Here is a 20,297-nt window from a genome sequence, read left to right as displayed (position 1 = left end):
GGTCAGCGTTTCTCGGCTGTCCGCAGCACGTAGCCGACGCCCCGCTTGGTCTGGATCAGGGCCGGCGCGTCGGGATCGATGTCCACCTTGCGGCGCAGGTACGAGATGTAGGACTCCACGATCGAGGCATCACCATTGAAGTCGTATTCCCAGACGTGGTCGAGGATCTGCGCCTTGGACAGCACCCGGTTCGGGTTGAGCATGAGGTAGCGCAGGAGCTTGAACTCGGTCGGCGAGAGCTCTATCACGATGCCGCCGCGACGCACCTCGTGCGCGTCGTCGTCGAGCTCCAGGTCATCCACCCGGATGACGGCGTCGTCGTCGTCCAATTGCGGCTGGGTGCGGCGCAGCACAGCCCGGATGCGGGCCACCACCTCGTCGAGGCTGAACGGTTTGGTGACGTAGTCGTCGCCTCCCACGGTCAGTCCGGTGACCTTGTCCTCGGTGTCGTCCTTGGCCGTCAGGAAGAGGACGGGGAAGTGCTTGCCGGCGGCGCGCAGGCGGCGGGTGACGGTGAAGCCGTCCATGTCCGGCAGCATGACATCGAGCACGGCGAGGTCGGGGGCATGAAGTTCCGCCGCGGCCAGCGCCTCGCGTCCGGTGCCCGCCGAAACGACCTCGAAGCCGGCGAAGCGCAACGAAGTGGACAGCAGTTCACGGATGTTCGGTTCGTCATCGACGACGAGGAGCTTGGCTTCTGGACCGTTCTTTTTCATAACTCCCATGATGCTCCCAGACTCTGGGAGTTTTCTGAATGGCAGATGTGTGTTCTATGGATTGTTCCGTGCCGAAAGCAGGCTCACTTCGTAAAGCGAGCGCCGGAGCTCCTGATGGCGCTCGGGGCCGAGCGCCGCTGACCAGCGCAGCTCGGTGTCGGCAAGGACCCGCGCCGAGAGTTCGACGGCGGCCCGGCCGGAGGCTGTCAGCCTCACGATTTTTGCGCGGCTGTCAGAGGGGTCCGGGGTAAGGGCTACGTACTCCAGCTTCTCCAGGTACTTCATGAACTGACCGATGCCCGCCTTGGTGATGTCCGCGCGTTCGGCGAGCTCGGAGAGCCGGAGGCCGCCGCCGGGTACCCGGGACATAACGCGATAGTGCGAGGGTCGCAGTCCTGGCAGCGACCGCGCGTTCATATCGGCCCGGACGGCGGAGCAGGACTCGGACGAGCTGCGGGGCCTGGTGGCCGGCCGCGCGGACATGGCACGTTTCGTCCTGGACCTGCTCGCGTCCACCGACTGACGATCCGAGCGCAGCCACCTCAGCACTCAGGGAGCCGAGGGGTTCCTTCCGACGTCCTTGGCGTCCATGATCCGGTACGCATAGCCCTGCTCGGCCAGGAAGCGCTGGCGCTTGGCTGCGAAGTCCTGGTCCAGGGTGTCGCGGGCCACGAGCGAATAGAAGCGGGCGGCCCGGCCGTCCTTTTTCGGGCGCAGGAGCCGGCCCAGCCGCTGGGCCTCCTCCTGCCGGGAGCCGAACGACCCCGAGACCTGGATCGCGACCGAGGCCTCGGGCAGGTCGATGGAGAAGTTGGCGACCTTGGACACCACGAGGGTCTGCACCTCTCCGGCACGGAAGGCGTCAAAAAGCCGCTGGCGTTCCTTGACCGGGGTGTCGCCCTTGATCACCGGGGCGTGCAGGCGCTCGCCGATCTCGTCCAGTTGGTCGATGTACTGCCCGATCACGAGGAGCTGCTCGCCGGCGTGTTCGGCGACGAGCTGCTCGACGACGAGGGTCTTGGTCTCGGAGCTGGCGCAGAGCCGGTACTTGTCCGCGTCCTCGGCCATCGCATAGGCGACCCGCTCGTCGCGGGGGAGATCCACCCGGACCTCCACGCAGTCCGCGGGGGCTATGTAGCCCTGGGCCTCGATGTCCTTCCACGGCGCGTCGTAGCGTTTGGGGCCGATCAGGCTGAAGACCTCGCCTTCGCGGCCGTCCTCGCGGACCAGCGTGGCCGTCAGCCCGAGCCGCCGCCGGGCCTGCAGGTCCGCGGTCATGCGGAAGATCGGGGCAGGCAGCAGATGGACCTCGTCGTAGATGATGAGGCCCCAGTCATGGCCGTCCACAAGCTCCAGGTGGGGGTACAGCCCGCCGCGCTTGGTGGTCAGGACCTGGTAGGTGGCGATAGTGACCGGACGGACCTCCTTGACGGCGCCGGAGTACTCGCCGATCTCATCTTCGGTGAGCGAGGTCCGCCTGAGCAGCTCGTCCTTCCACTGCCGGGCCGAGACCGTGTTGGTCACCAGGATCAGCGTGGTGGTGGAACTCGTGGCCATCGCGGCGGCGCCGACGAGGGTCTTGCCGGCACCGCAGGGCAGCACGACGACGCCGCTGCCGCCGGCCCAGAAGTTTTCCATCGCGAGCTGCTGGTACGGCCGGAGCTTCCAGCCGGTTTCGTTGAGCATGATGGGGTGCGGAGTGCCGTCCACGTAGCCGGCGAGGTCCTCCGCCGGCCAGCCGATCTTGAGCAGCAGCTGCTTGAGCTGCCCGCGCTGGGAGGAGTGCACTACGACGGTCTCGGCGTCGATCCTCGGGCCCAGCAGGGGCTGGATCTTTTTGGCCCGGCTGACCTCTTCGAGCACCGGATAGTCGGAGGTGCGCATCACCAGTCCGTGCTGGGGGTCCTTTTCGAGCCGCAGCCGGCCGTAGCGGGACATGGTCTCTTCGATATCGATCAGCAGCGAATGCGGCACCGGGAAGCGGGAGTACTTGAGCAGCGTGTCCAGCACCCTTTCGGCGTCGAGCCCGGCCGCCCGGGCGTTCCAGAGGCCCAGCGGCGTGAGCCGGTAGCTGTGCATGTGCTCCGGGGCGCGCTCAAGCTCGGCGAATGCGGCGATCGCGTGGCGGGCCTCTGTGGCCAGCTCATGGTCGACTTCCAGCAGGATGGTCTTGTCGCTCTGGACAATCAGGGGCCCGTCGTTCACTGGAGCAATTCCTCTGCGGCCTCGACTTCGACGATTCGGTGGATGGACAGCACCCGTTCGGTGTCCTTGCCCGGATCGAAAACCCGGACCCGGCCACCGTTCACAGCCACCGGGACAACCGTCTCGCGGCTGGCATTCCCCAGGCCGTCCACGACGTTGATAACGACCCGCTGTTTGAGCCTGATTGCCTTCTGCAAGGTCTCCAGCCCCAGCTGCGTGGCTTCCTCGCTGCCCGGAGCAGCCGGGGGGCGCTGGCTTCCGTGGTTGCCGGGGGCGGGCCGGCCGTTGCGGAGCACCGCCAGTTGCGCGTCGACGTCGGCGTCCGGCGGCGCGGTGCTCGGGGCGCTGTAGACCGGACGGCCGCCGCCGGGCAGGGCCGCGCCACGCCGCAGCCGGACGACGGTGGACCCGGGCTCCTCCACCGCGGGGGACAGCCCCAGGTTCCGGAGCACGTGGGCGGTTTCCCGGGGCGGGGCCTGCGAGATGACGACGGTCGGCGCGATGCGGGCCAGCCCCAGGCCTGCCGCGGCGGAGGTGTTCAGCAGATCCAGCAGGGCCGTCTCATCCTCGCTCTGGATGAAGCTTGTCGCGGCGCCCACCCGGAGCCTGGCGTGGCGGGCGGAGGTGTCCTCGATGAGGTACCGGAGCGGCTGCGGTATGGCTGTGGCCGAATGCTCGCGCAGGAAGTCCAGCATGGCCTGGGCGTCCTGGCCCGCATCCAGGGCCCGCCGGACTGAAGCGACGGAGAAACGGTAGATGGTCGCCGGCCCCTGGCCTTCGGCATCGGCCATCGTGAGGAGTTTCTCGCTCAGCTCCGGGGCGAGGTAGCCCGGGGCCACCGCGGTCAGATCGGCCTGCAGCAGGACATGGTTCAGGGCCGCGGGCAGATGCTCGCCCAGGATGCCCAAGGCGTCGTCCGGCTGCCCGGCGGCGATCGCCGCGCCGAGCTGGCTGAGCGCTCCGGAGCCGACGAGACCGAGCATTTCCGCCTCGGCCAGCACGCCGCGGATCAGCGAGCTGAAGCGCCGGGCCATCCGGGGCTGGGCCCAGTCGGCGCGCTCCAGCACTGCTCCGGCATCCAGTATCGGCGCCTGGCCGTCCGCAGCCGAGGCCTCCCGGGTGAGTTCGTCCAGGATTTCCAGGATCCGCTTGCGCACCACAGGCGCGTCGGGCCGCTGGGCCTCGGCGGAGAGCGCGTTGATGGTGGTGCCGGCCGTGCCGCGGTGCGCAGCCGGAACCGGGGCGATGCCGCTGACGGGCTGGCCCACGAGCGAGGGGGCGCGCTCACTCGCCAGCCAGGCGTTGACGAGCCAGAGCCATTGCTCCTGCCGCGGGAGGGCCAGCCATTCAAGCTCCGGCGCCTGGACCCAGGCCGAGCTGTCAACATCCAGGCGCAGCAGCCCGGCCAGGGCACACAACTCCGCCAGCACCCCGGCCTCGTGCAGGCCGATCCGCAGGGAGTCCGCCAGGCGCTTCATCTCCCGGACGCCGACGCCGCCGCTCCGCAGGGTGACGAGCGGCTGCTGGCGGACGCTGTGGAGCAGTTCGCTGGTGAGCCTCAGGGTCTCGGCAATGGCGCCCAGCGCGGCATTGCGGCGCAGCGCGGCAGTGGTGTGGCCCAGCTTCGGGACCGGGGGATTCAGGGCGAAGTTTTCGATGATGAACCCGCCCCGCAGGGACACGCCGACGCTGTGCGGAAGCTCGACGTGGGCGGCGTCCAGCGGCACCAGAAGGCCTCGGGCCAGCAACCAGTCCACCGGCCCGACGTCGGCACCTTCGTTGAGTACGGAGGCGCGACGTTGAGCCTGGGGAACGGCACCCATGGCCCAGTTCCCGAACCTGGCGAGCAGCGCCGTCGTACGTTCCGGGGCTGTGGCGAGAATCTGTTGGAGGCCTTCCGGCGTCGCCGTCCAGCGCTGCAGCGACAGGGCTGCCTCCATCGGTGTTGTGGCGGGGGCGATGGCTGCACCGCTGTGGTGCAGTTCCGCCACGAGCTGCACGACCCGCTGCGCGAAGGCCGGCTGGAGCCGCACCAGCTCGGTATAGTTCCGGCCCAGGCCCGCGGGGTAGATTCCGATGACATCCTTGAGGCTGCCGACCGGAAGGTAGTGGCGCGGCCGCGTGCCGGCCGCCGTGGTCACGCCATGGGGTGGCTCGGCCCGGTGGACGAGTGCCAGTTCCTGGAGCGAATGCAGCAGCCGCTCGATTGCCGCGGCCGTGGAGCCGTTGATCAGCTTCTTCAGCGTCCCGGCGGGGGCGCTGTGGCCGGTGTCCGTGTTGGTACACAGATGCAGGGTTTCCAGTACCTGCATCTCGGGGCGGTTGAGCCGCTCCAGCGCCCGCTGCACGCTGACGCGTCCGCTCGCCCGTGCGGCGAGGGCGGCGAAGTCCGGTACGCCCGGGGAGATCAGATCCGGCCGCGCGGAGAAAAGGGCCCGCAACGAGTCGTCGCTGCGTGCCTCCAGTTCCTTGCTGAGCGCGCGAATGAGGGACATCAGCCCAACGCTACCGTTCGCCCGGCCCGCGCGTGCGGCGGCGGGCTGCGACCCCGTCGATCACGAGGAACAGCATGAGCAGGAAAGCCAGCGGCAGCCCGTACAGGGCCGTTGACGTGACCCAGACCGGGGCGACGACATTATTGAAGGCCATGGCCATGACCGTGCCTACAGCCACAAGGGAAAGCACGGCAACGGCGGCCGCAACGATCAACAGGGGCCGCCGGATCTGCAGTGTTGTCATGGGTGCAACGCTAACAGTCAGGCCTGTTCCGCGCCTCAAACCGTCAAAGTAGGCCAGGCAGGATAACCTTGGGGTACAGACCAACATGGTCCAGGCGGTCATACCCTGAACCCGCATATACATGCGGATGCGGTGACCGCCGGCCGTGTCCCCAGCAGAACGAAGAAGGTTGATTACGTGCCTACCGGCAAGGTCAAGTGGTATGACAAGGAAAAGGGCTTTGGATTCCTCGCAGGCGAGGACGGCCAGGAGGTCTTCCTGCCCAAGTCCGCGTTGCCCGAGGGCGTAACCGAACTCAAGGCCGGCACCCGGGTTGAATTCGGTGTGGCCGACGGCCGCAAGGGCGCCCAGGCCCTGGGCCTGCGCGTGCTGGACAAGACGCCGTCCATCGCCAAGGCCAAGCGGCCCAGCGCCAAGGATCTCGCGCCGCTGGTGCAGGACCTCGTCACCGTGCTGGACAACCTCTCCGGTACCCTCGCCGCGGGCAAGTACCCGGAAGGCAACAAGGGCAAGGCGATCGCGGCAGCCCTGCGCAAGGTTGCCGACGAGTTGGACGTATAAGGCCCTTGATGACTCCGGAACCTGAGCAGAACACGCCCGAGGCGTCCGGCCGTGCCGGATCCAATAAAGCCGGATCCGATACCGCCGGGGGGAAAGCCAGGACCAAGCCGCGCGCCGGCGTTCCGGTCTGGCGCACCGGCAAGCCCGACGCCGTCCTGGCCGCCGCCGTCGACGACGCCCGCACGGCAGTGGAAGGGATCGCCGAGCCCTGGCAGATCGGCCGGCATCTGGGAGCCAAGACCGAGGGCGACCGGCTGGTCACCCACCTGTTCGAATCGAAGCTGCCCGGCTACCTCGGCTGGCAGTGGTACGCCGTGCTGACCCGCAACTCGCGGTCCAAGGTTGTGACGGTCGATGAACTGGGCCTGCTGCCCTCGGAGGAATCCATCCTGGCACCTGTCTGGGTCCCGTGGGCCGAACGTGTCCGCCCGGAAGACGAACAGGGTGACGAGGCCGCCGAGGCGGAGTCCGTCGCCGAGCCCGTGGAGCAGGCTGCCGCGGAGTCCGACGACGATGTTGACGACGACTATGAAGACTCCGACGATGAAGACTCCGGCGAGCGGAACGCTTCCGCACTTGAGGCTGACTAGCGGTTGGAACCGTCCGGGGGCGTGCCTGGGGAGGACTGGATATGATGTCCACCTTCAAGTCGCTGCACATCCTGAACTACCGGATCTGGTTCGTCGGGGCGATCATCTCCAATATTGGGACCTGGATGCAACGCACCGCCCAGGACTGGCTGGTCTTCGCCCACCTGACCGATCACGACGCCGGGGCCATGGGTATCACGATGGCCCTGCAACTGGGGCCGCAGCTCTTCCTGGCACCGGTCGCCGGACTCGTCGCCGACCGGTTCAACCGTAAACAGCTCCTGGTTTTGACCCAATCGGGGATGGCGCTGCTGAGCGCTGCGCTCGGTATCCTGGCCGTCTCGGGTGCGGCACAGCTCTGGCACGTCTACGGCTTCGCCTTGCTGCTCGGCGTCGTGTCAGCCCTGGACGCCCCCGTGCGGCAGACCTTCGTGTCCGAGCTGGTCCGGGAGGACTACCTTCCCAATGCGGTGGCGCTCAACAGCGCCTCCTTCAACGTGGCCAGGATGATCGGACCCGCGGTGTCCGGCGTACTCACGGTCGTTGTCGGCCCGGGCTGGGTTTTCCTGATTAACGCGCTGAGCTTCGTTGCCATGCTGCTGAGCCTGTGGAAGATTCCGTCAGCGTCGCTGCGCCAGTTGCCACGGGCGGCCGCCGGCAAGGGTCGGATCCGCGAAGGGCTGCGCTACGTGAGGTTCCGGCCGGACATCGTGGTCGTGCTGGTGGCGGTCTTCATCGTGGGGACCCTGGGACTGAACTTCGTCCTGTTCATCGCGGCCATGGTCGGCACCGAGTTCGGCCTGGACGCCAGCGCCTTCGGACTCATGAACTCGATCATGGCAATCGGATCGGTCGCGGGGGCGCTGCTGTCCGCCGGCCGCAAGAAGCCCAGGCTGAGGATCATCTTCGGGGCCGCAGGAGCCTTCGGTGTGACCTCCGGCGTTGCCGCGCTGGCGCCCAACTACTTCTGGTTCGGCGTGGCGCTGGTGCCGGTGGGGCTTTTCGCGATCACCATGATGACGAGCGCCAACGGCTACGTCCAGACGACGACAGACCCGGTGATGCGCGGGCGGGTGATGGCCCTGTACATGGCGATCTTCATGGGCGGCACGCCGATCGGGGCGCCCCTGGTGGGCTGGGTGGCCAACGTCGCCGGTGCCCGCTGGTCCATGGGCGTCGCGGCGGCCTCCGGCCTCGCCGCGGCTCTGATCGGGCTGCTGTGGATCATCCGGGCCAAGCACCTGCGGATCCGCTTTGACCGCCGTGCCAGCGGCCTGCGCCACTTCCGGCTCGAACCCGGCAGCGGCGGCAGCGACCCGGACCGCTAAACACGGCACACGCCAAACGGCAAATAGCAAACACTGAACGACACAGGGAACTGAAACACCGCAGGCCGCTGACGGAAGTCAGCGGCCTGCGATGTCAGTGTCCTTCGTGCGGTACCGGCGTCACTTCTTCAGTTCGGCGACTACGAAATCGATGCACTCCAGCAGTGCGGATACGTCGTCCGGTTCGATCGCCACGAAGGTGGCGATGCGCAACTGGTTGCGGCCGAGCTTGCGGTACGGCTCGGTGTCCACGATACCGTTGGCGCGGAGCACCTTGGCGATGGCAGAGGCATCGATCGAGTCGTCGAAGTCGATCGTAGCGATCACGTTGGACCGGTCTTCGGCCTTGGCCACGAACGGGGTCGCATATTCGGAGGCCTCGGCCCAGCGGTAGATCCGGCCGGCGGAGTCAGCGGTCCGGGCGGAGGCGAAGTCCAGGCCGCCGCTGGCGTTGAGCCACTGCACCTGGGCATCCAGGGTGACCAGGGTTGCCAGCGCGGGGGTGTTGTAGGTCTGGTTCAGCCGGGAGTTGTCGATCGCCGTCTGGAGATCCAGGAAATCAGGGATCCAGCGGTCTCCGGCCTTGATCCGGGCCGCACGCTCCAGCGCTGCCGGAGAGAACAGGCCGAGCCACAGGCCGCCGTCGGAAGCGAAATTCTTTTGCGGCGCGAAGTAATAGACGTCCGCTTCGGCGACGTCCACGTCCAGCCCGCCGGCCGCTGAGGTAGCGTCCACCAGCACGAGCGATCCGTCATCGGCGCCGGCCACCCGCTTCACCGGGGCGGCCACACCGGTCGAGGTCTCGTTCTGGGGCCAGGCATACACGTCGACGCCGGCCTCCGCCTGGGCGGTGGGGCGGGTGCCGGGCTCGGCCTTGATGATGGAGGACGCGGCCAGGAAGGGCGCCTTGTTGGTGGCCGAGGCGAACTTCGAGCCGAACTCGCCAAAGGACAGGTGCTGGGCCTTGTCCTGGACCAGGCCGAAGCTGGCAATGTCCCAGAAGGCGGTGGAACCGCCGACACCGAGGATGACCTCGTAGCCCTCCGGGGCGCGGAAGAACTCGCCGAGCCCGTTCCGGATAGAGCCGACAAGGTTCTTGACGGGTGCCTGGCGGTGGGAGGTCCCCAGCAGCGTCGCCGACGCCGCGGAGAGGGCCTCCATCTGTTCCGGACGGACCTTGGAGGGTCCGGCGCCGAACCGTCCGTCCTTGGGCAGGATGTTTGCGGGAATCGTGATGCTGGTGTCGCTCACAGTGGCTCCATTTTTCGGCTGGTACGTAGCGTGGCTTGGGAGGTGCTTGGCTGGCGTGGCTGCAGCGAAGCCTCCCTTTCATTCTGCCTGACTGCCACGCGGTGGCGGGAAAAGGCTCCGTCACAGTCCGGTCATTCCGGTCATTGAGACGCCGGCCGGGGCCCAGCCCGGGGACAGCCGGGCGGCCGCAAGATTATCTGGAGTAATTCAAAATAGGCTAAGCTGTCCTGCGAACGTACGGCGGATCTCGCCAGGGCGCATCCTGCACGCGGTACGGTGGGAATGACGCAAGGACGGCGCTCGAGGAGCTGAGCTGAATGACGGATCTGATTGATACCACCGAGATGTATCTTCGGACCATTCTGGAACTTGAAGAAGAAAACATCGTCGCCCTCCGCGCCCGGATCGCCGAACGGCTCCGCCACTCCGGACCCACCGTCTCCCAGACCATCGGGCGGATGGAACGCGACGGCCTCGTCGTCGTTTCCGGCGACCGGCACCTTGAGCTGACGGAAACAGGCCGGAAACGCGCCGTCGAAGTCATGCGCAAACACCGCCTCGCCGAACGCCTGCTGGCCGACGTGATCGGCCTCGACTGGGCCTACGTCCACGAGGAGGCCTGCCGCTGGGAGCACGTGATGAGCGAGCGGGTCGAGCGGCGGATCTTCGACCTGCTCAACCAACCGACCGTCTCGCCCTACGGAAACCCGATCCCCGGTCTTGCCGAGCTCGGCGGGCTGCCGTCCCACGCCTACACCGACGGGGTGGTGAACCTGCTGGAAGCCATGGCTGGCTACGGCGCCGATTCGCGGGTCACCGTCAACCGGCTGGCCGAGCCCATCCAGGTGGAACCTGAACTCCTGGTCCAGCTCGATGAAGGCGGGATCAGGCCGGGCGCCCTGATTTCCCTGGAGCGGGTGGGGGAGTACATCTCGGTCCGTGTGGCGGACATCGAGGGCGCGCTGGAGCTGCCGCCCGAAGTGGCCGCCCATGTGTTTGTTACCGTCGCCTAACCGGGCCAATCGTTCAGCTCATGGGACGACCCATGAGTTGTGCACAACGGAGATAACAGAGTCATTACCGGTCGGTTTAATCGCCTATAGTTAAGGCCCAGTACCGATACCAAAGTGTTATCTGATCCGAAGCCGAGCCCTGCCAGCGGATCAGCGGCAGAACCACTTTCTGGCAGGGGCGGGGGAACCACTTCCGGCTGTTTCTTCAACAGCCTCGGGGTGAAGTCCGTCAGCAGCATGCACGCTCCACCGAGGGGCCTCTTGGGTGCCCCGGTGCCTGGTGCTTGCCACGGCGGGCCGGGTCTTTGATCTCTCTGACCCGAATCCGACAGCTAACTCCGCAGGCTCTCCAGAGAGGAACCGTCCTTGACCACCCAGACCACCAGGGGCCGTCGCCGCGCGATCGGTCCCGCTCCGGAGCAGCGCCCGGCAGCCGCCGTTCAGGCTGACCGCCCGCGGGATGCGCACCGTGATGAACGCCGCGGCCGCCGCAGCCCGTTCCGCCAGGTCACGGACTTCGCTGCTGCCAGCGGAGTCGGGCAGAAGGCCGGAATCGCCCTCGCCGCCACGGGCCTGGTCCTGACCGTCACGGTCCCCGTCACCGGTCCGGCGATGGCAACGAACGCCGGCGCTCCTGCCGGCTCGGTCTCAGCCGCAGCCCAGCCGGACGTCACTGCCGCTGCCGCCGCCAAAATCGACTTCAGCCGCACGGCCGTCAGCACCAAAGGTGATCCGGATGGAAAACTCAAGCAGCTGTTGAGTGCCCAGTCCGTGGGCACCATTACGCGCGCGGCGTCGGCCGGCACCCTGGGTGCCCCGTTGGACCAGATGATCACGGCCTCGCCCTTCGGCTACCGCGTCAGCCCGATCACCGGGGGCGCGGGCGAGTTCCACCGCGGCCAGGACTACGCGGCCCAGTGCGGAACCTCCGTCCATGCAGCAGCCAGCGGCACCGTGACCTTCAACGGATGGCACCCGTACGGCGGTGGAAACCGGGTGGTGATCGACCACGGCAACGGCTTGGAGACCACCTACAACCACCTGTCCTCGTCTTCCGTCCAGGTCGGCCAGAAGGTCTCCCGGGGCGACATCATCGCGCTGAGCGGCACCACCGGCGCCTCCACCGGCTGCCACCTCCACTTCGAAGTGATGGTCAACGGCGACGTCGTTGACCCCCTTGGCTGGCTCTAGCCAAGACGATGGGTCACTCTCGCATTCTTGTGACACGCCGTGATCTGAATGTGACATTGCATCCCGACTCCTGTACCGTATGAGGTACGCCAACTTTTCCGAAGTTGGCGCTCTTGAGTGGATTGCCTAGCTCTGCCACCGCTCAAGGTCCGTTCGCATTACATCGTCTGGCAGGGGCGGGGGAACCAATTTTGGTCTTCGCAAGAAGGCCTTGGGGTTAAGTCGCAAAGCTTCCCAGGAAGCGGCGCGGCCGGGTGACTCCCATCCGAATCCGACAGCTCACCTCGCAGGCATTGGGAGAGGCTACTTTCGTGTCTTCACGCCACAATGCTGCGCGTCACCGCGCCGGCGCGGCTCTTACGAGCCCGCTGAAATCCAATTCCCGTGCTGCCCTTGGCGGCGCCCGGAATGGAGCCCGCACCGCCGTTCCGATCTCTACCGTGACCGGCCCGCAGGCCAAGCACCTGCATGCAGTTCCCGCTTTTGGCGCGTCTTCGCAGTACACCCTTCGCTAAGTAACCCATTCGGGGCGATCCGGCGTACCCCCAAGATGCCGGAGCGTCCTCAGCTCGCGCCCAAAAAGCGCGATCCAAGGATCACGAAAGAGAGAACTTAATGACTACTCGTGCAAATGCACGGCACCGCGCCGAGGTCACCAAGACCAACTCGCTGGCTGTCATTGCCAAGGCTGTCGGCGAAAACGCTGGCGGCATGGGTCGCCAGGCTGCAGTCATCGCTGCAGCATCCGGCCTGGTCCTGACCAGCGGCATTGCAGCCAACGCTGCTGAGACCAACGTCCAGCGCGAATCCACCTCCGCGTCCGCCCTGGATGTCCAGTCAGCTGCCCCGGCAACTATCTCGGCTGCCTCCACGATTGCGATCTCCTACGAGAAGCCGGCTGTTTCCACGTCACCGGCTCCCGTCGTCGAGGCTGCCAAGCCCGTCGTCGAGGTCCAGGACGCGGCTGCCGCCACGACCGGCGGCAGCCAGCTTGCCACCGCGGGTACCGCTGGCGCCCTGGCGCCGGCCGCCATCGGAAGCGGCGCCGGCGCAACCATCGCCGCCGCTGCCTACGCCCAGCTGGGCGTTTCACAGGACTGCACCGCACTGGCCACGAACGCCCTGGCCGCCGCCGGCATCCACTACCACGGCTGGCCGGCAGGTTACCTGTCCTTGGGCCGCACCGTGAGCGCCGCCGAGGCCCAGCCGGGCGACCTCGCCTACTACCAGAATGGTGGCGTGGGCATGGCCCACATCGCCGTCTACGTCGGCAACGGCATGGCCGTCCACGGCGGGTGGAACGGTGGAACCACCGCACTGTACAGCGTCAACATCGGCTCCGGTCCGGTGTTCATCCGCGTAGGCGGCTAGACCAAAGGCTAATTACGGGCTGGAAACAGCCACGGATGGCTCACGCTTTGAAAGGACCCCCGCCCTTGTGGCGGGGGTCCTTTGCATTGCCGGGGGATGAACTTTCCGGCAGGCGGACCTCCGCGGGCGAAAAAATTCGGTGATCGGGCACATGAGTGTTTACTCTTGTGGTGTCGATCCATAGCCCGACCACGCAGAGGGCAGCCGGCCCTCGTGCCCCTGGCGGGTGCGGCCGTAAAGAGGTATGCGGATGCGCACGCTCGTACTGAATGCTGGATATGAACCGCTGGCGGTTGTAACGTTCCGCCGGGCGCTTGTTCTTGTGCTGACCGGAAAGGCCAGTGTGGTGGCCGAAGGGGAGGACCCCGTCGTCGGGCCCCAGGACATCCTCGGCCGGCCCTCGGTGATTCTCCTACACCGCTACATCCGCCCCCGGTACAACACGATGACGGCGGTCAGCCGGCGCGGGGTGCTCCGCCGGGACGGCCAGCGCTGCGCCTATTGCGGCAAGGCTGCCCACACCATAGACCATGTCCAGCCGAAGTCGCGCGGCGGAGCCGATTCCTGGGAAAACCTCGTGGCCGCCTGCCTGCGCTGCAACAACGCCAAGGGGGACCACACCCCGGCGGAAATGGGCTGGAAGCTAAGCTTTGTCCCGGCCCCGCCGAAGGGTACGACGTGGCAGATCAAGGAACTCGAAAAGCCGGCTCCGGACTGGGATCCCTTCCTGCTACCGGAGTCTGCCGCCTGATCCGGGCTCCGGGAGGGTACGGGCTGCGCGGGTTCCGGCCCGGGCCGCGCTAGGCTGGGCCGGTGGAATTTGATGCGGTTATTCTGGCCGGTGGCCGGTCCTCCCGGTTAGGCGGCGCGCCCAAAGCGGAACTGCGGTACGACGGCGCCACGCTCCTTGACCTCGCGGTCCAGGCGGCCCGCGGCGCGCGGACGATCGCCGTCGTCGGGCCGCACCCGGGGACGCTGCCGCCCGGTGTGCTGAACTGCCGCGAGGAGCCGCCGTTCGCGGGTCCGGCGGCAGCCATCGCCGCCGGTCTCTCCACGCTGGAACAGGACCGTGCGGCCCGCCGCCTCGACGGACCCGCACCCCTGACCCTGGTCCTGGCCTGCGACATGCCGCGCGTGGATGCCGCAGTCCGTGCGCTCAAAGCAGCCCTGGAACAGCCCGGGGCCGCAAGCCGCGACGGCGTTATGGCGGTCTCCGCGGATGGACGAAAGCAGCCCCTTGCCGGCTTTTATAACACAGCTGCGCTTCAACGCTCTGCCGCGGAAGCCGCACACCGTGGCGCGCTCAAAGACGCCTCGGTATTCGCACTTCTTGCTAATCTTGATGTGCGGGCAGTTCGCGTCCCCTCCGGTTCCACCGACGATGTCGACACCTGGGACGACGCCTCCGCCCTGGGGGTAACCGGCCCGATCCAGGGCAACGATCCGGGCGACCGGTCCGGAGCCCCCGCAGCTGGACTCGACTTTGGAGGCAAACGGTGAAAAGCCAGGATGAAACGCTCGAAGACTGGTGCCGTGCGCTGCTCCAGGCACTGGAACTGGAAGACGTCGAGATTGACATCAACGAAGTCCTTGCCCTGGCCGGCGTGGCAGCCCATTCCGTGGTGCGCCCCGCCGCGCCGCTGACGACCTTTATCGCCGGCTTTGCCGCCGGGCTGGCCTCCGGTTCCGGCCAAACCACGGATGCTGTCTCCATGGCGGCCGCCCTGGGAATTGCCAGGAAACTCGCCTCGGACTATGCAGCCACCGAAGTCTCCGGGACATGACCCCTCCACCTCCTTATGGCGGTGCAGCCGCTGCCGGGCACGAGCCTGGCTCCGACGATTACGCCCCGGCGCCCGGCGCGGGCCTGGCTGCCGAGGTGCCCAGGGTTGCCGCGGCACCGGCTCCCCACCGGCACCTCGCCCACACCTGGCACGAGGCCCGGCAACTTGCGTTTGACTGTGCCACCCCCATCCCCGCGGCCCCGGTGGCGCTCCGGCAGGCACTGGGCCGCACGCTCGCAGCGGATGTTGCGGCGCTGCAGGACATGCCACATTATGCGTCGTCGGCGATGGACGGCTGGGCCGTCAACGGCAGCGGACCGTGGATCCTGGCGGAGCCGGACCAGCGGCTGGCTCCGCACCAGGCAAGTCCGATTGTCACCGGGGGGCTGCTCCCTCCCGGCGCGAAGGCCGTGCTGCGGAGCGAGAGCGGCACCGTCGCCACGGATGAGGACGGACTGCCGGTCCTGAAGACCGGCGGCGCGGCCAAACCCGGCGAGCCGCGCAACGGCCAACACATCCGGAAAGCCGCGGAGGAGGCCGCCGTCGGTGATCTGCTGATCAAGGGCGGCTCCCTGCTCAACCCCGCCCATCTGGCCCTCGCGGCCCTGGCCGGCTACGACACCCTGCCCGTGTTGGGCAAAGCCGTCGTCCGGCTCGTGCTCACCGGCTCGGAGGTGGTCTCCTCGGGTCTGCCCGGACCAGGCAAAGTACGAGACACCTTCGGCCCGCAGCTGGGCGGCGTCGTGGGCATGCTCGGCGGTGTCTGCACCGAAGAGGTGAAAATCGGGGACAGGTACGCCGAATGGCTCGCCGCGCTGGAGGACACGGAAAACGAAAGCCTGCCGGCCGACGTCGTCATCACCACGGGCGGGACGGGCCCGTCGGGGACCGACCACCTCCGGCGCGCCGTCGCTGAACTGGGCGGCCGGCTGCTGATCGACGGCATCGCGATGCGTCCGGGCCACCCCGCCGTGCTGGCCGAGCTGCCGGACGGGCGCTTCGTCCTGGGCCTGCCAGGAAACCCGTTGGCGGCCATGATGGCGCTGTCGACCATCGGGGGCCCGCTCCTCGCAGCGCTGGGACACCGATCGCTTTCACCCATCGCGGAGGTGCCCTGCGGGTCGATGATCGACGCCGAGCCGGGCCGCACCCGTCTTATGCCTTTCCGCCTGCTCTATGGGATGGCGTCGCCGGCACAGCACACCGGCCCCGGGATGATGCGGGGACTGGCCGCGGCCGACGGCGTCCTTGTCGTTCCGCCGCACGGGGCGCAGCTGGGGGAGCTGGTCCCGGCATTCGCGCTCCCCTGGGGCGCCCCCATCCCGGATCCCGGCCAGGCCGCGGCGAAAACCAGGACGGCCGCGAAAAGGCCGGCCCGGAAACCGCTCGCGGACGACGGGCCGGTGGACTGGAGCGCCCTGCTCGGCTAATGCCGCCCCTCCGGGGGCCGCGGGCGGCGCTGGTTCGTCCCGCGCCTGCAATGATGGATCCAGCGGTAAATCCGCACAATATGTTGGTTAGGAGTACCCAATGGGCCGCGTGACACAGCGCCGCAAGGTGCACAAGTTTGTCCTCGACGGATCGCCCCAGGCCCTCGAGTTCCCGGTCCGGCACCGCGAAGACGTGCTCGCCGTCGAGGAACCCCTCGAAATCCGGCTGGGCAGTCTTTCCTTCTCCGTCACCATGCGCACCCCGGGCCACGACTTCGACCTCGTGGCGGGATTCCTGGTGTCCGAGGGGGTGATCTGGAGTGCCGAACAGCTCGTCTCGCTGCGGTTCTGCGCCGGCGAGGATGAGGACGGGGTCCAGACATTCAACGTCGTCGAAGCCCAGCTGCGGCCCGACGTCGTGCGGCCGGACACCGGACGGAAGGTCTACACCTCAAGTTCCTGCGGAATCTGCGGCACGGATTCGATCGATGCGGTGCGCAAGTCCTCGCATTTCAGCCCGGCCCTGGACCCGCTGACCGTTCCGGTGCAGACGCTGGCGGCCCTGCCGGAGCTGCTGCGGGAGTCCCAGGCCGTCTTCGACGCCACCGGTGGCGTGCACGCCGCCGGACTGTTCCGGATTGCCGACGACGGCTCCGCAGAGCTGCTGTGCCTGAGGGAAGATGTGGGGCGCCACAACGCCGTCGACAAGGTGGTCGGCTGGGCCTTGCGTGAGGGCCTGCTGCCGCTGGAGGGCACCGTGCTTCAGGTCTCGGGAAGGGCGTCGTTCGAGCTGGTCCAGAAGGCTTCGCTGGCCGGGATTCCCGTGCTGGCCGCCGTCAGCGCGCCCTCAAGCCTGGCCGTCGAGCTGGCTGAGGCCAGCGGAATGACCCTGGCCGGCTTCAGCCGCGGAACCAGCCTGAATGTCTACGCCGGCCACGGCCGGGTGAGTGTCCCCGCCGTGGCCGGCTAGCGGAAGGCCTTGGCCAAAGGAGCCGCCGGGAAGTAAGTTTTAGCCATCGAATGGATGAGTTACAGCTTCGTCCCCGGCGCTAACGAGGATCACATTGCATGACGACCGCCGCCTCACGGAAGTCCGGCTGGACCGCTTCGTGCGCGAACGGATCGTTCCGGCGGTGTATCCGCGCAGCGTCCGGCTGACGCTGGACAGCTGGGATGTGCCTGGTGAGCCGGTCCCGGTGACGGAGGCCCTCCGGCAGGAGTTCACCCCGCAGGAGCACGGAGCGGCCTGGGGCCCGCCCTGGAGCACCAAGTGGCTGCGGCTGCAGGGGGATGTGCCGGACTCGTGGGGGACGGCTCCGGGGACCGCAGTGGAAATCCTGGTGGATCTGGGCTTCAGTGCCGATCTGCCCGGGTTCCAGTGCGAAGGCACCGCCTGGCGGCCGGACGGGACCGTCGTCAAAGCCATCTCCCCGCGGAACCAGCATGTCCCGCTGAAGCTCCTGGGCGGCGGAAAATCCGTTGACTTCTACGTCGAGGCGGCGGCGAACCCCGACTTGTCCCAGGGCTGGACCTTCGCGGCAACGCCGTACGGCGACAAGGCGACCTCGGGGAGCGAACCGAAATACCGCCTCGGGCAGATCGTCATTGCAGAGCTCAACCGGACCGTGTGGGAGCTGCAGCAGGACATCTGGACGCTCAGCGGGCTTATGCACGAACTGCCCATGGACCTGCCCCGGCGCCACGAGATCCTGCGTGCGCTCGAACGGATGCTGGACATCCTGGACCCAGAAGACGTCCCCGGAACGGCAGCCGCGGGCCGTGAGGCCCTGGCCGCCGTCCTGGCACGGCCTGCCTATGCCTCGGCCCACCAACTGCTGGCCACGGGGCACGCGCACATCGACTCCGCCTGGCTGTGGCCGGTGCGGGAGACCATCCGCAAGTGCGCCAGGACGTTTTCCAATGTTGTCGCGCTGATGGATGAGCACCCGGGGTTCGTATTCTCCTGCTCCAGCGCCCAGCAGTTCGCCTGGATCAAGGAATCGTACCCGGAGCTGTTCGGCCGCATCCGGGAGAAGGTCAAGACCGGCCAGTTTGTCCCCGTGGGGGGCATGTGGGTCGAGGCGGACTCCAACATGCCCGGTGGCGAAGCCATGGCCCGCCAGTTCCTCGAAGGCAAGAGCTTCTTCCTGGCCGAGTTCGGCATCGACTGCCAGGAAGCATGGCTCCCCGACACCTTCGGGTACTCGGCGGCGCTGCCGCAAATCGTTAAGGCCGCGGGCAGCCAATGGTTCCTGACCCAGAAGATCTCCTGGAACCAGGTCAACAGGATGCCGCATCACACCTTCAACTGGGAGGGCATCGACGGCACCCGGCTGTTCACCCACTTCCCGCCGGTGGACAGCTACAGCTCAGAGCTCAGCGGCCGGGAACTGGCCCATGCGGAACGGAACTACCGGGACCACGGCCGGGGAACGATCTCCCTGCTTCCGTTCGGCTACGGCGACGGCGGCGGCGGCCCCACGCGGGAGATGCTGGCGGCCGCCCGGCGCACCGCGGACCTCGAGGGTTCCCCGAGGGTGCAGACCGGCACTGCCGGAACGTTCTTTGCCCGGGCCCAGGCGGAATACGAGTCCCCGCCGGTCTGGGCGGGAGAGCTGTACCTCGAACTGCACCGGGGCACCTACACCAGCCAGGCCCGGACCAAGCTGGGGAACCGGCGCAGCGAGCACCTGCTCCGGGAAGCGGAGCTGTGGTGCGCCACGGCGGCGGTGCGTGCCGGTTACAGCTACCCGGCAGCGGAGCTCAAGAGGCTGTGGCGGCTCGTGCTGCTGCAGCAGTTCCATGACATCCTTCCGGGCAGTGCCATCGCCTGGGTCCACCAGGACGCCGAGCGGAACTATGCCGCCGTCGGAACCGCGCTCGAATCGATTATCGCGGACGCTGCCGCCGCGGGCCTGGGCGCAGGGGAGCGGGACTTCCTGCTCAACGCCGCTCCGCACGAGCGTCAGGGTGTTCCCGCGCTGGCCGCGGCCGAGCCGGACCGGCGCGGAGATCCGGTGTCCGTCACGGAGTCCCAGGGCGGCTACGTCCTGGACAACGGCATCATCCGGGCGGTGGTGGATGCGAACGGACTGCTGGCGTCGCTCAGGGATTACGCCAGCGGGCGCGAGGCCATTGCGCCCGGTCACTCCGGGAACCTCCTGGAGCTGCACCGGGACACGCCGAACGAATGGGACGCGTGGGACATCGACGCGTTCTACCGCCGGAACGTCGTCCAACTGACCGAAGCGCGCTCGGTGACACTGGAGCGGGGCCACCGGGCGGACGGCCCGGCCGTCGTCGTGGTGGAGCGGATGGCCGGCTCCTCGGCGGTGACGCAGCGGATCTTGCTGGAGCCGGGAGCCCCTTCGCTGTCGATTTGCACGGCGGTGGATTGGCAGGAAAGCCAGAAACTGCTCAAGCTCGGCTTCGCGCTCGACGTCAGGGCGGACCGCTCGGCCTCGGAAACCCAGTTCGGGCACGTGTTCCGCCCCACCCACGTCAACACCTCCTGGGAAGCGGCGAAGTTCGAGATCTGTGCGCACCGCTGGATCCACGTCGCCGAGCCAGGCTACGGGGTGGCGGTCTCCAACGCCTCCAGCTACGGCCACGACGTCACCCGAAATATCCGGGAGGCTGACGGCGGGACGACGACGACGGTGCGCGTCTCACTCCTGCGGGCGTCCAGGTTTCCGGACCCCCGGGCGGACCGCGGGCGCCATGAGCTGACCGTGACCATCCGGCCCGGCGCCAGCATCGCCGACGCCGTCGAGGAGGGCTACCGCACCAACCTGGCGCCGCGCGTGGTCAAGGGCGCCAAGGGTCTCCAACCGTTGTTCACGGTCTCCAACACCGCCCTCGTCATCGAGGCGGTCAAGCTCGCGGAGGACGGCTCAGGCGACGTGATCGTGCGGGTCTACGAATCGCTGGGGGAACGGTCCGTGGGACAGGTGAAGGCCAACTTCGACGTCACCCGTGTTCAGACCGTGGATCTTTTGGAGCGCGAGGTTGCTGCCCCGGGGGTGGTGGCCGGTCCCGGTACTGCGGAGCTGTCGCTTCGGCCGTTCCAGCTGGTGACCTTGAGATTTGCGCGCTGAGGGCAGCTGGGCGCGGGGAAG

At 67.8% G+C, this 20,297-nt stretch carries 18 protein-coding genes and 2 riboswitches; of the genes, 12 read left to right on the top strand and 6 right to left on the bottom strand.

Going from position 1 to position 20,297, the window contains the following annotated elements:
* Positions 1–2: 2 nt before the first annotated feature.
* The 5 genes from E5206_RS18850 to E5206_RS18830 all read right to left on the bottom strand — a co-directional run bounded on the left by E5206_RS18850 (position 3) and on the right by E5206_RS18830 (position 5,660).
* Positions 3–716: a response regulator transcription factor gene (locus E5206_RS18850; protein ID WP_136323829.1), complete on the bottom strand. Its 714-nt coding sequence runs from the start codon at positions 714–716 to the stop codon at positions 3–5.
* A gap of 54 nt (positions 717–770) precedes the next feature.
* Entirely contained in the window at positions 771–1,085 is a 315-nt protein-coding gene (locus E5206_RS18845) for a MarR family transcriptional regulator (protein WP_168709390.1), read from the bottom strand.
* A 180-nt stretch (positions 1,086–1,265) separates the two neighbouring features.
* Positions 1,266–2,921, bottom strand: coding sequence for a DNA repair helicase XPB (locus tag E5206_RS18840; RefSeq protein ID WP_136323827.1), 1,656 nt, complete (start codon positions 2,919–2,921; stop codon positions 1,266–1,268).
* Entirely contained in the window at positions 2,918–5,416 is a 2,499-nt protein-coding gene (locus E5206_RS18835) for a helicase-associated domain-containing protein (protein WP_136323826.1), read from the bottom strand. Before E5206_RS18835 ends, E5206_RS18840 begins: the two co-directional genes overlap by 4 nt.
* A 10-nt stretch (positions 5,417–5,426) precedes the next feature.
* Entirely contained in the window at positions 5,427–5,660 is a 234-nt protein-coding gene (locus tag E5206_RS18830) for a hypothetical protein (protein ID WP_136323825.1), read from the bottom strand.
* A 177-nt stretch (positions 5,661–5,837) separates the two neighbouring features.
* Between E5206_RS18830 and E5206_RS18825 the strand changes: the two genes are divergently transcribed.
* The 3 genes from E5206_RS18825 to E5206_RS18815 are packed head-to-tail and all read left to right on the top strand — an operon-like array spanning position 5,838 to position 8,139.
* Positions 5,838–6,221: a cold shock domain-containing protein gene (locus E5206_RS18825; RefSeq protein WP_136323824.1), complete on the top strand. Its 384-nt coding sequence runs from the start codon at positions 5,838–5,840 to the stop codon at positions 6,219–6,221.
* Positions 6,222–6,229: 8 nt separating this feature from the next.
* Positions 6,230–6,811, top strand: coding sequence for a DUF3027 domain-containing protein (locus E5206_RS18820; protein WP_136323823.1), 582 nt, complete (start codon positions 6,230–6,232; stop codon positions 6,809–6,811).
* Positions 6,812–6,855: 44 nt separating this feature from the next.
* A complete protein-coding gene (locus E5206_RS18815; protein WP_136324231.1) occupies positions 6,856–8,139 on the top strand; it encodes an MFS transporter in 1,284 nt (427 codons plus the stop codon).
* Positions 8,140–8,259: 120 nt separating this feature from the next.
* On the opposite strand, the gene serC is transcribed toward E5206_RS18815, so the two are convergent.
* Positions 8,260–9,390 carry a phosphoserine transaminase gene (gene serC / locus E5206_RS18810; protein WP_136323822.1) on the bottom strand — a complete coding sequence of 377 codons (1,131 nt, stop codon included), beginning with the start codon at positions 9,388–9,390 and terminating at the stop codon, positions 8,260–8,262.
* Between the two features lie 317 nt (positions 9,391–9,707).
* Between serC and E5206_RS18805 the strand changes: the two genes are divergently transcribed.
* From E5206_RS18805 to E5206_RS18765, 9 genes are all read left to right on the top strand, one after another.
* On the top strand, positions 9,708–10,403 hold the full coding sequence (locus E5206_RS18805; protein ID WP_136323821.1) for a metal-dependent transcriptional regulator: 696 nt from the start codon (positions 9,708–9,710) through the stop codon (positions 10,401–10,403).
* A gap of 120 nt (positions 10,404–10,523) precedes the next feature.
* Positions 10,524–10,765, top strand: a riboswitch (cyclic di-AMP (ydaO/yuaA leader).
* A gap of 4 nt (positions 10,766–10,769) precedes the next feature.
* On the top strand, positions 10,770–11,594 hold the full coding sequence (locus E5206_RS18800; protein WP_136323820.1) for a M23 family metallopeptidase: 825 nt from the start codon (positions 10,770–10,772) through the stop codon (positions 11,592–11,594).
* Between the two features lie 123 nt (positions 11,595–11,717).
* A riboswitch (cyclic di-AMP (ydaO/yuaA leader) is annotated at positions 11,718–11,901 on the top strand.
* Between the two features lie 308 nt (positions 11,902–12,209).
* Positions 12,210–12,965 (top strand): NlpC/P60 family protein, encoded by a 756-nt coding sequence (locus E5206_RS18790; RefSeq protein WP_136323819.1) that lies wholly within the window; start codon positions 12,210–12,212, stop codon positions 12,963–12,965.
* A 250-nt stretch (positions 12,966–13,215) separates the two neighbouring features.
* Positions 13,216–13,716: an HNH endonuclease gene (locus E5206_RS18785; protein ID WP_136323818.1), complete on the top strand. Its 501-nt coding sequence runs from the start codon at positions 13,216–13,218 to the stop codon at positions 13,714–13,716.
* Positions 13,717–13,778: 62 nt separating this feature from the next.
* A complete protein-coding gene (locus E5206_RS18780; protein WP_168709389.1) occupies positions 13,779–14,465 on the top strand; it encodes an NTP transferase domain-containing protein in 687 nt (228 codons plus the stop codon).
* Positions 14,462–14,749, top strand: coding sequence for a DUF6457 domain-containing protein (locus E5206_RS19390; RefSeq protein ID WP_168709388.1), 288 nt, complete (start codon positions 14,462–14,464; stop codon positions 14,747–14,749). The genes E5206_RS18780 and E5206_RS19390 overlap by 4 nt, the downstream gene beginning before the upstream one ends.
* The gene (locus E5206_RS18775; RefSeq protein WP_136323817.1) at positions 14,746–16,179 is read left to right on the top strand and encodes a molybdopterin-binding protein; all 1,434 of its coding nucleotides are present in this window, start codon (positions 14,746–14,748) and stop codon (positions 16,177–16,179) included. The genes E5206_RS19390 and E5206_RS18775 overlap by 4 nt, the downstream gene beginning before the upstream one ends.
* A 100-nt stretch (positions 16,180–16,279) precedes the next feature.
* Positions 16,280–17,149, top strand: a complete 870-nt coding sequence (gene fdhD, locus E5206_RS18770) for a formate dehydrogenase accessory sulfurtransferase FdhD (RefSeq protein ID WP_136323816.1) — start codon at positions 16,280–16,282, stop codon at positions 17,147–17,149.
* A gap of 94 nt (positions 17,150–17,243) precedes the next feature.
* On the top strand, positions 17,244–20,276 hold the full coding sequence (locus E5206_RS18765) for a glycoside hydrolase family 38 C-terminal domain-containing protein (RefSeq protein ID WP_136323815.1): 3,033 nt from the start codon (positions 17,244–17,246) through the stop codon (positions 20,274–20,276).
* Positions 20,277–20,297: the final 21 nt, after the last annotated feature.

It is taken from the genome of Arthrobacter sp. PAMC25564 (assembly GCF_004798705.1).
In the GTDB taxonomy this organism is placed as follows: Bacteria; Actinomycetota; Actinomycetes; order Actinomycetales; family Micrococcaceae; genus Arthrobacter.
This window is presented reverse-complemented; position numbering and strand designations above follow the sequence as displayed.

Coding starts and splice junctions, on each gene's coding strand:
- E5206_RS18775 (WP_136323817.1), top strand. CDS start 14,746: ATGACCCCTCCACCTCCTTATGGCGGTGCAGCCGCTGCCGGGCACGAG.
- E5206_RS18835 (WP_136323826.1), bottom strand. CDS start 5,416: ATGTCCCTCATTCGCGCGCTCAGCAAGGAACTGGAGGCACGCAGCGAC.
- E5206_RS18815 (WP_136324231.1), top strand. CDS start 6,856: ATGTCCACCTTCAAGTCGCTGCACATCCTGAACTACCGGATCTGGTTC.
- E5206_RS18785 (WP_136323818.1), top strand. CDS start 13,216: ATGCGCACGCTCGTACTGAATGCTGGATATGAACCGCTGGCGGTTGTA.
- E5206_RS18805 (WP_136323821.1), top strand. CDS start 9,708: ATGACGGATCTGATTGATACCACCGAGATGTATCTTCGGACCATTCTG.
- E5206_RS18850 (WP_136323829.1), bottom strand. CDS start 716: ATGAAAAAGAACGGTCCAGAAGCCAAGCTCCTCGTCGTCGATGACGAA.
- E5206_RS18845 (WP_168709390.1), bottom strand. CDS start 1,085: ATGTCCCGGGTACCCGGCGGCGGCCTCCGGCTCTCCGAGCTCGCCGAA.
- fdhD (WP_136323816.1), top strand. CDS start 16,280: ATGGGCCGCGTGACACAGCGCCGCAAGGTGCACAAGTTTGTCCTCGAC.
- E5206_RS18790 (WP_136323819.1), top strand. CDS start 12,210: ATGACTACTCGTGCAAATGCACGGCACCGCGCCGAGGTCACCAAGACC.
- E5206_RS18820 (WP_136323823.1), top strand. CDS start 6,230: ATGACTCCGGAACCTGAGCAGAACACGCCCGAGGCGTCCGGCCGTGCC.
- E5206_RS18830 (WP_136323825.1), bottom strand. CDS start 5,660: ATGACAACACTGCAGATCCGGCGGCCCCTGTTGATCGTTGCGGCCGCC.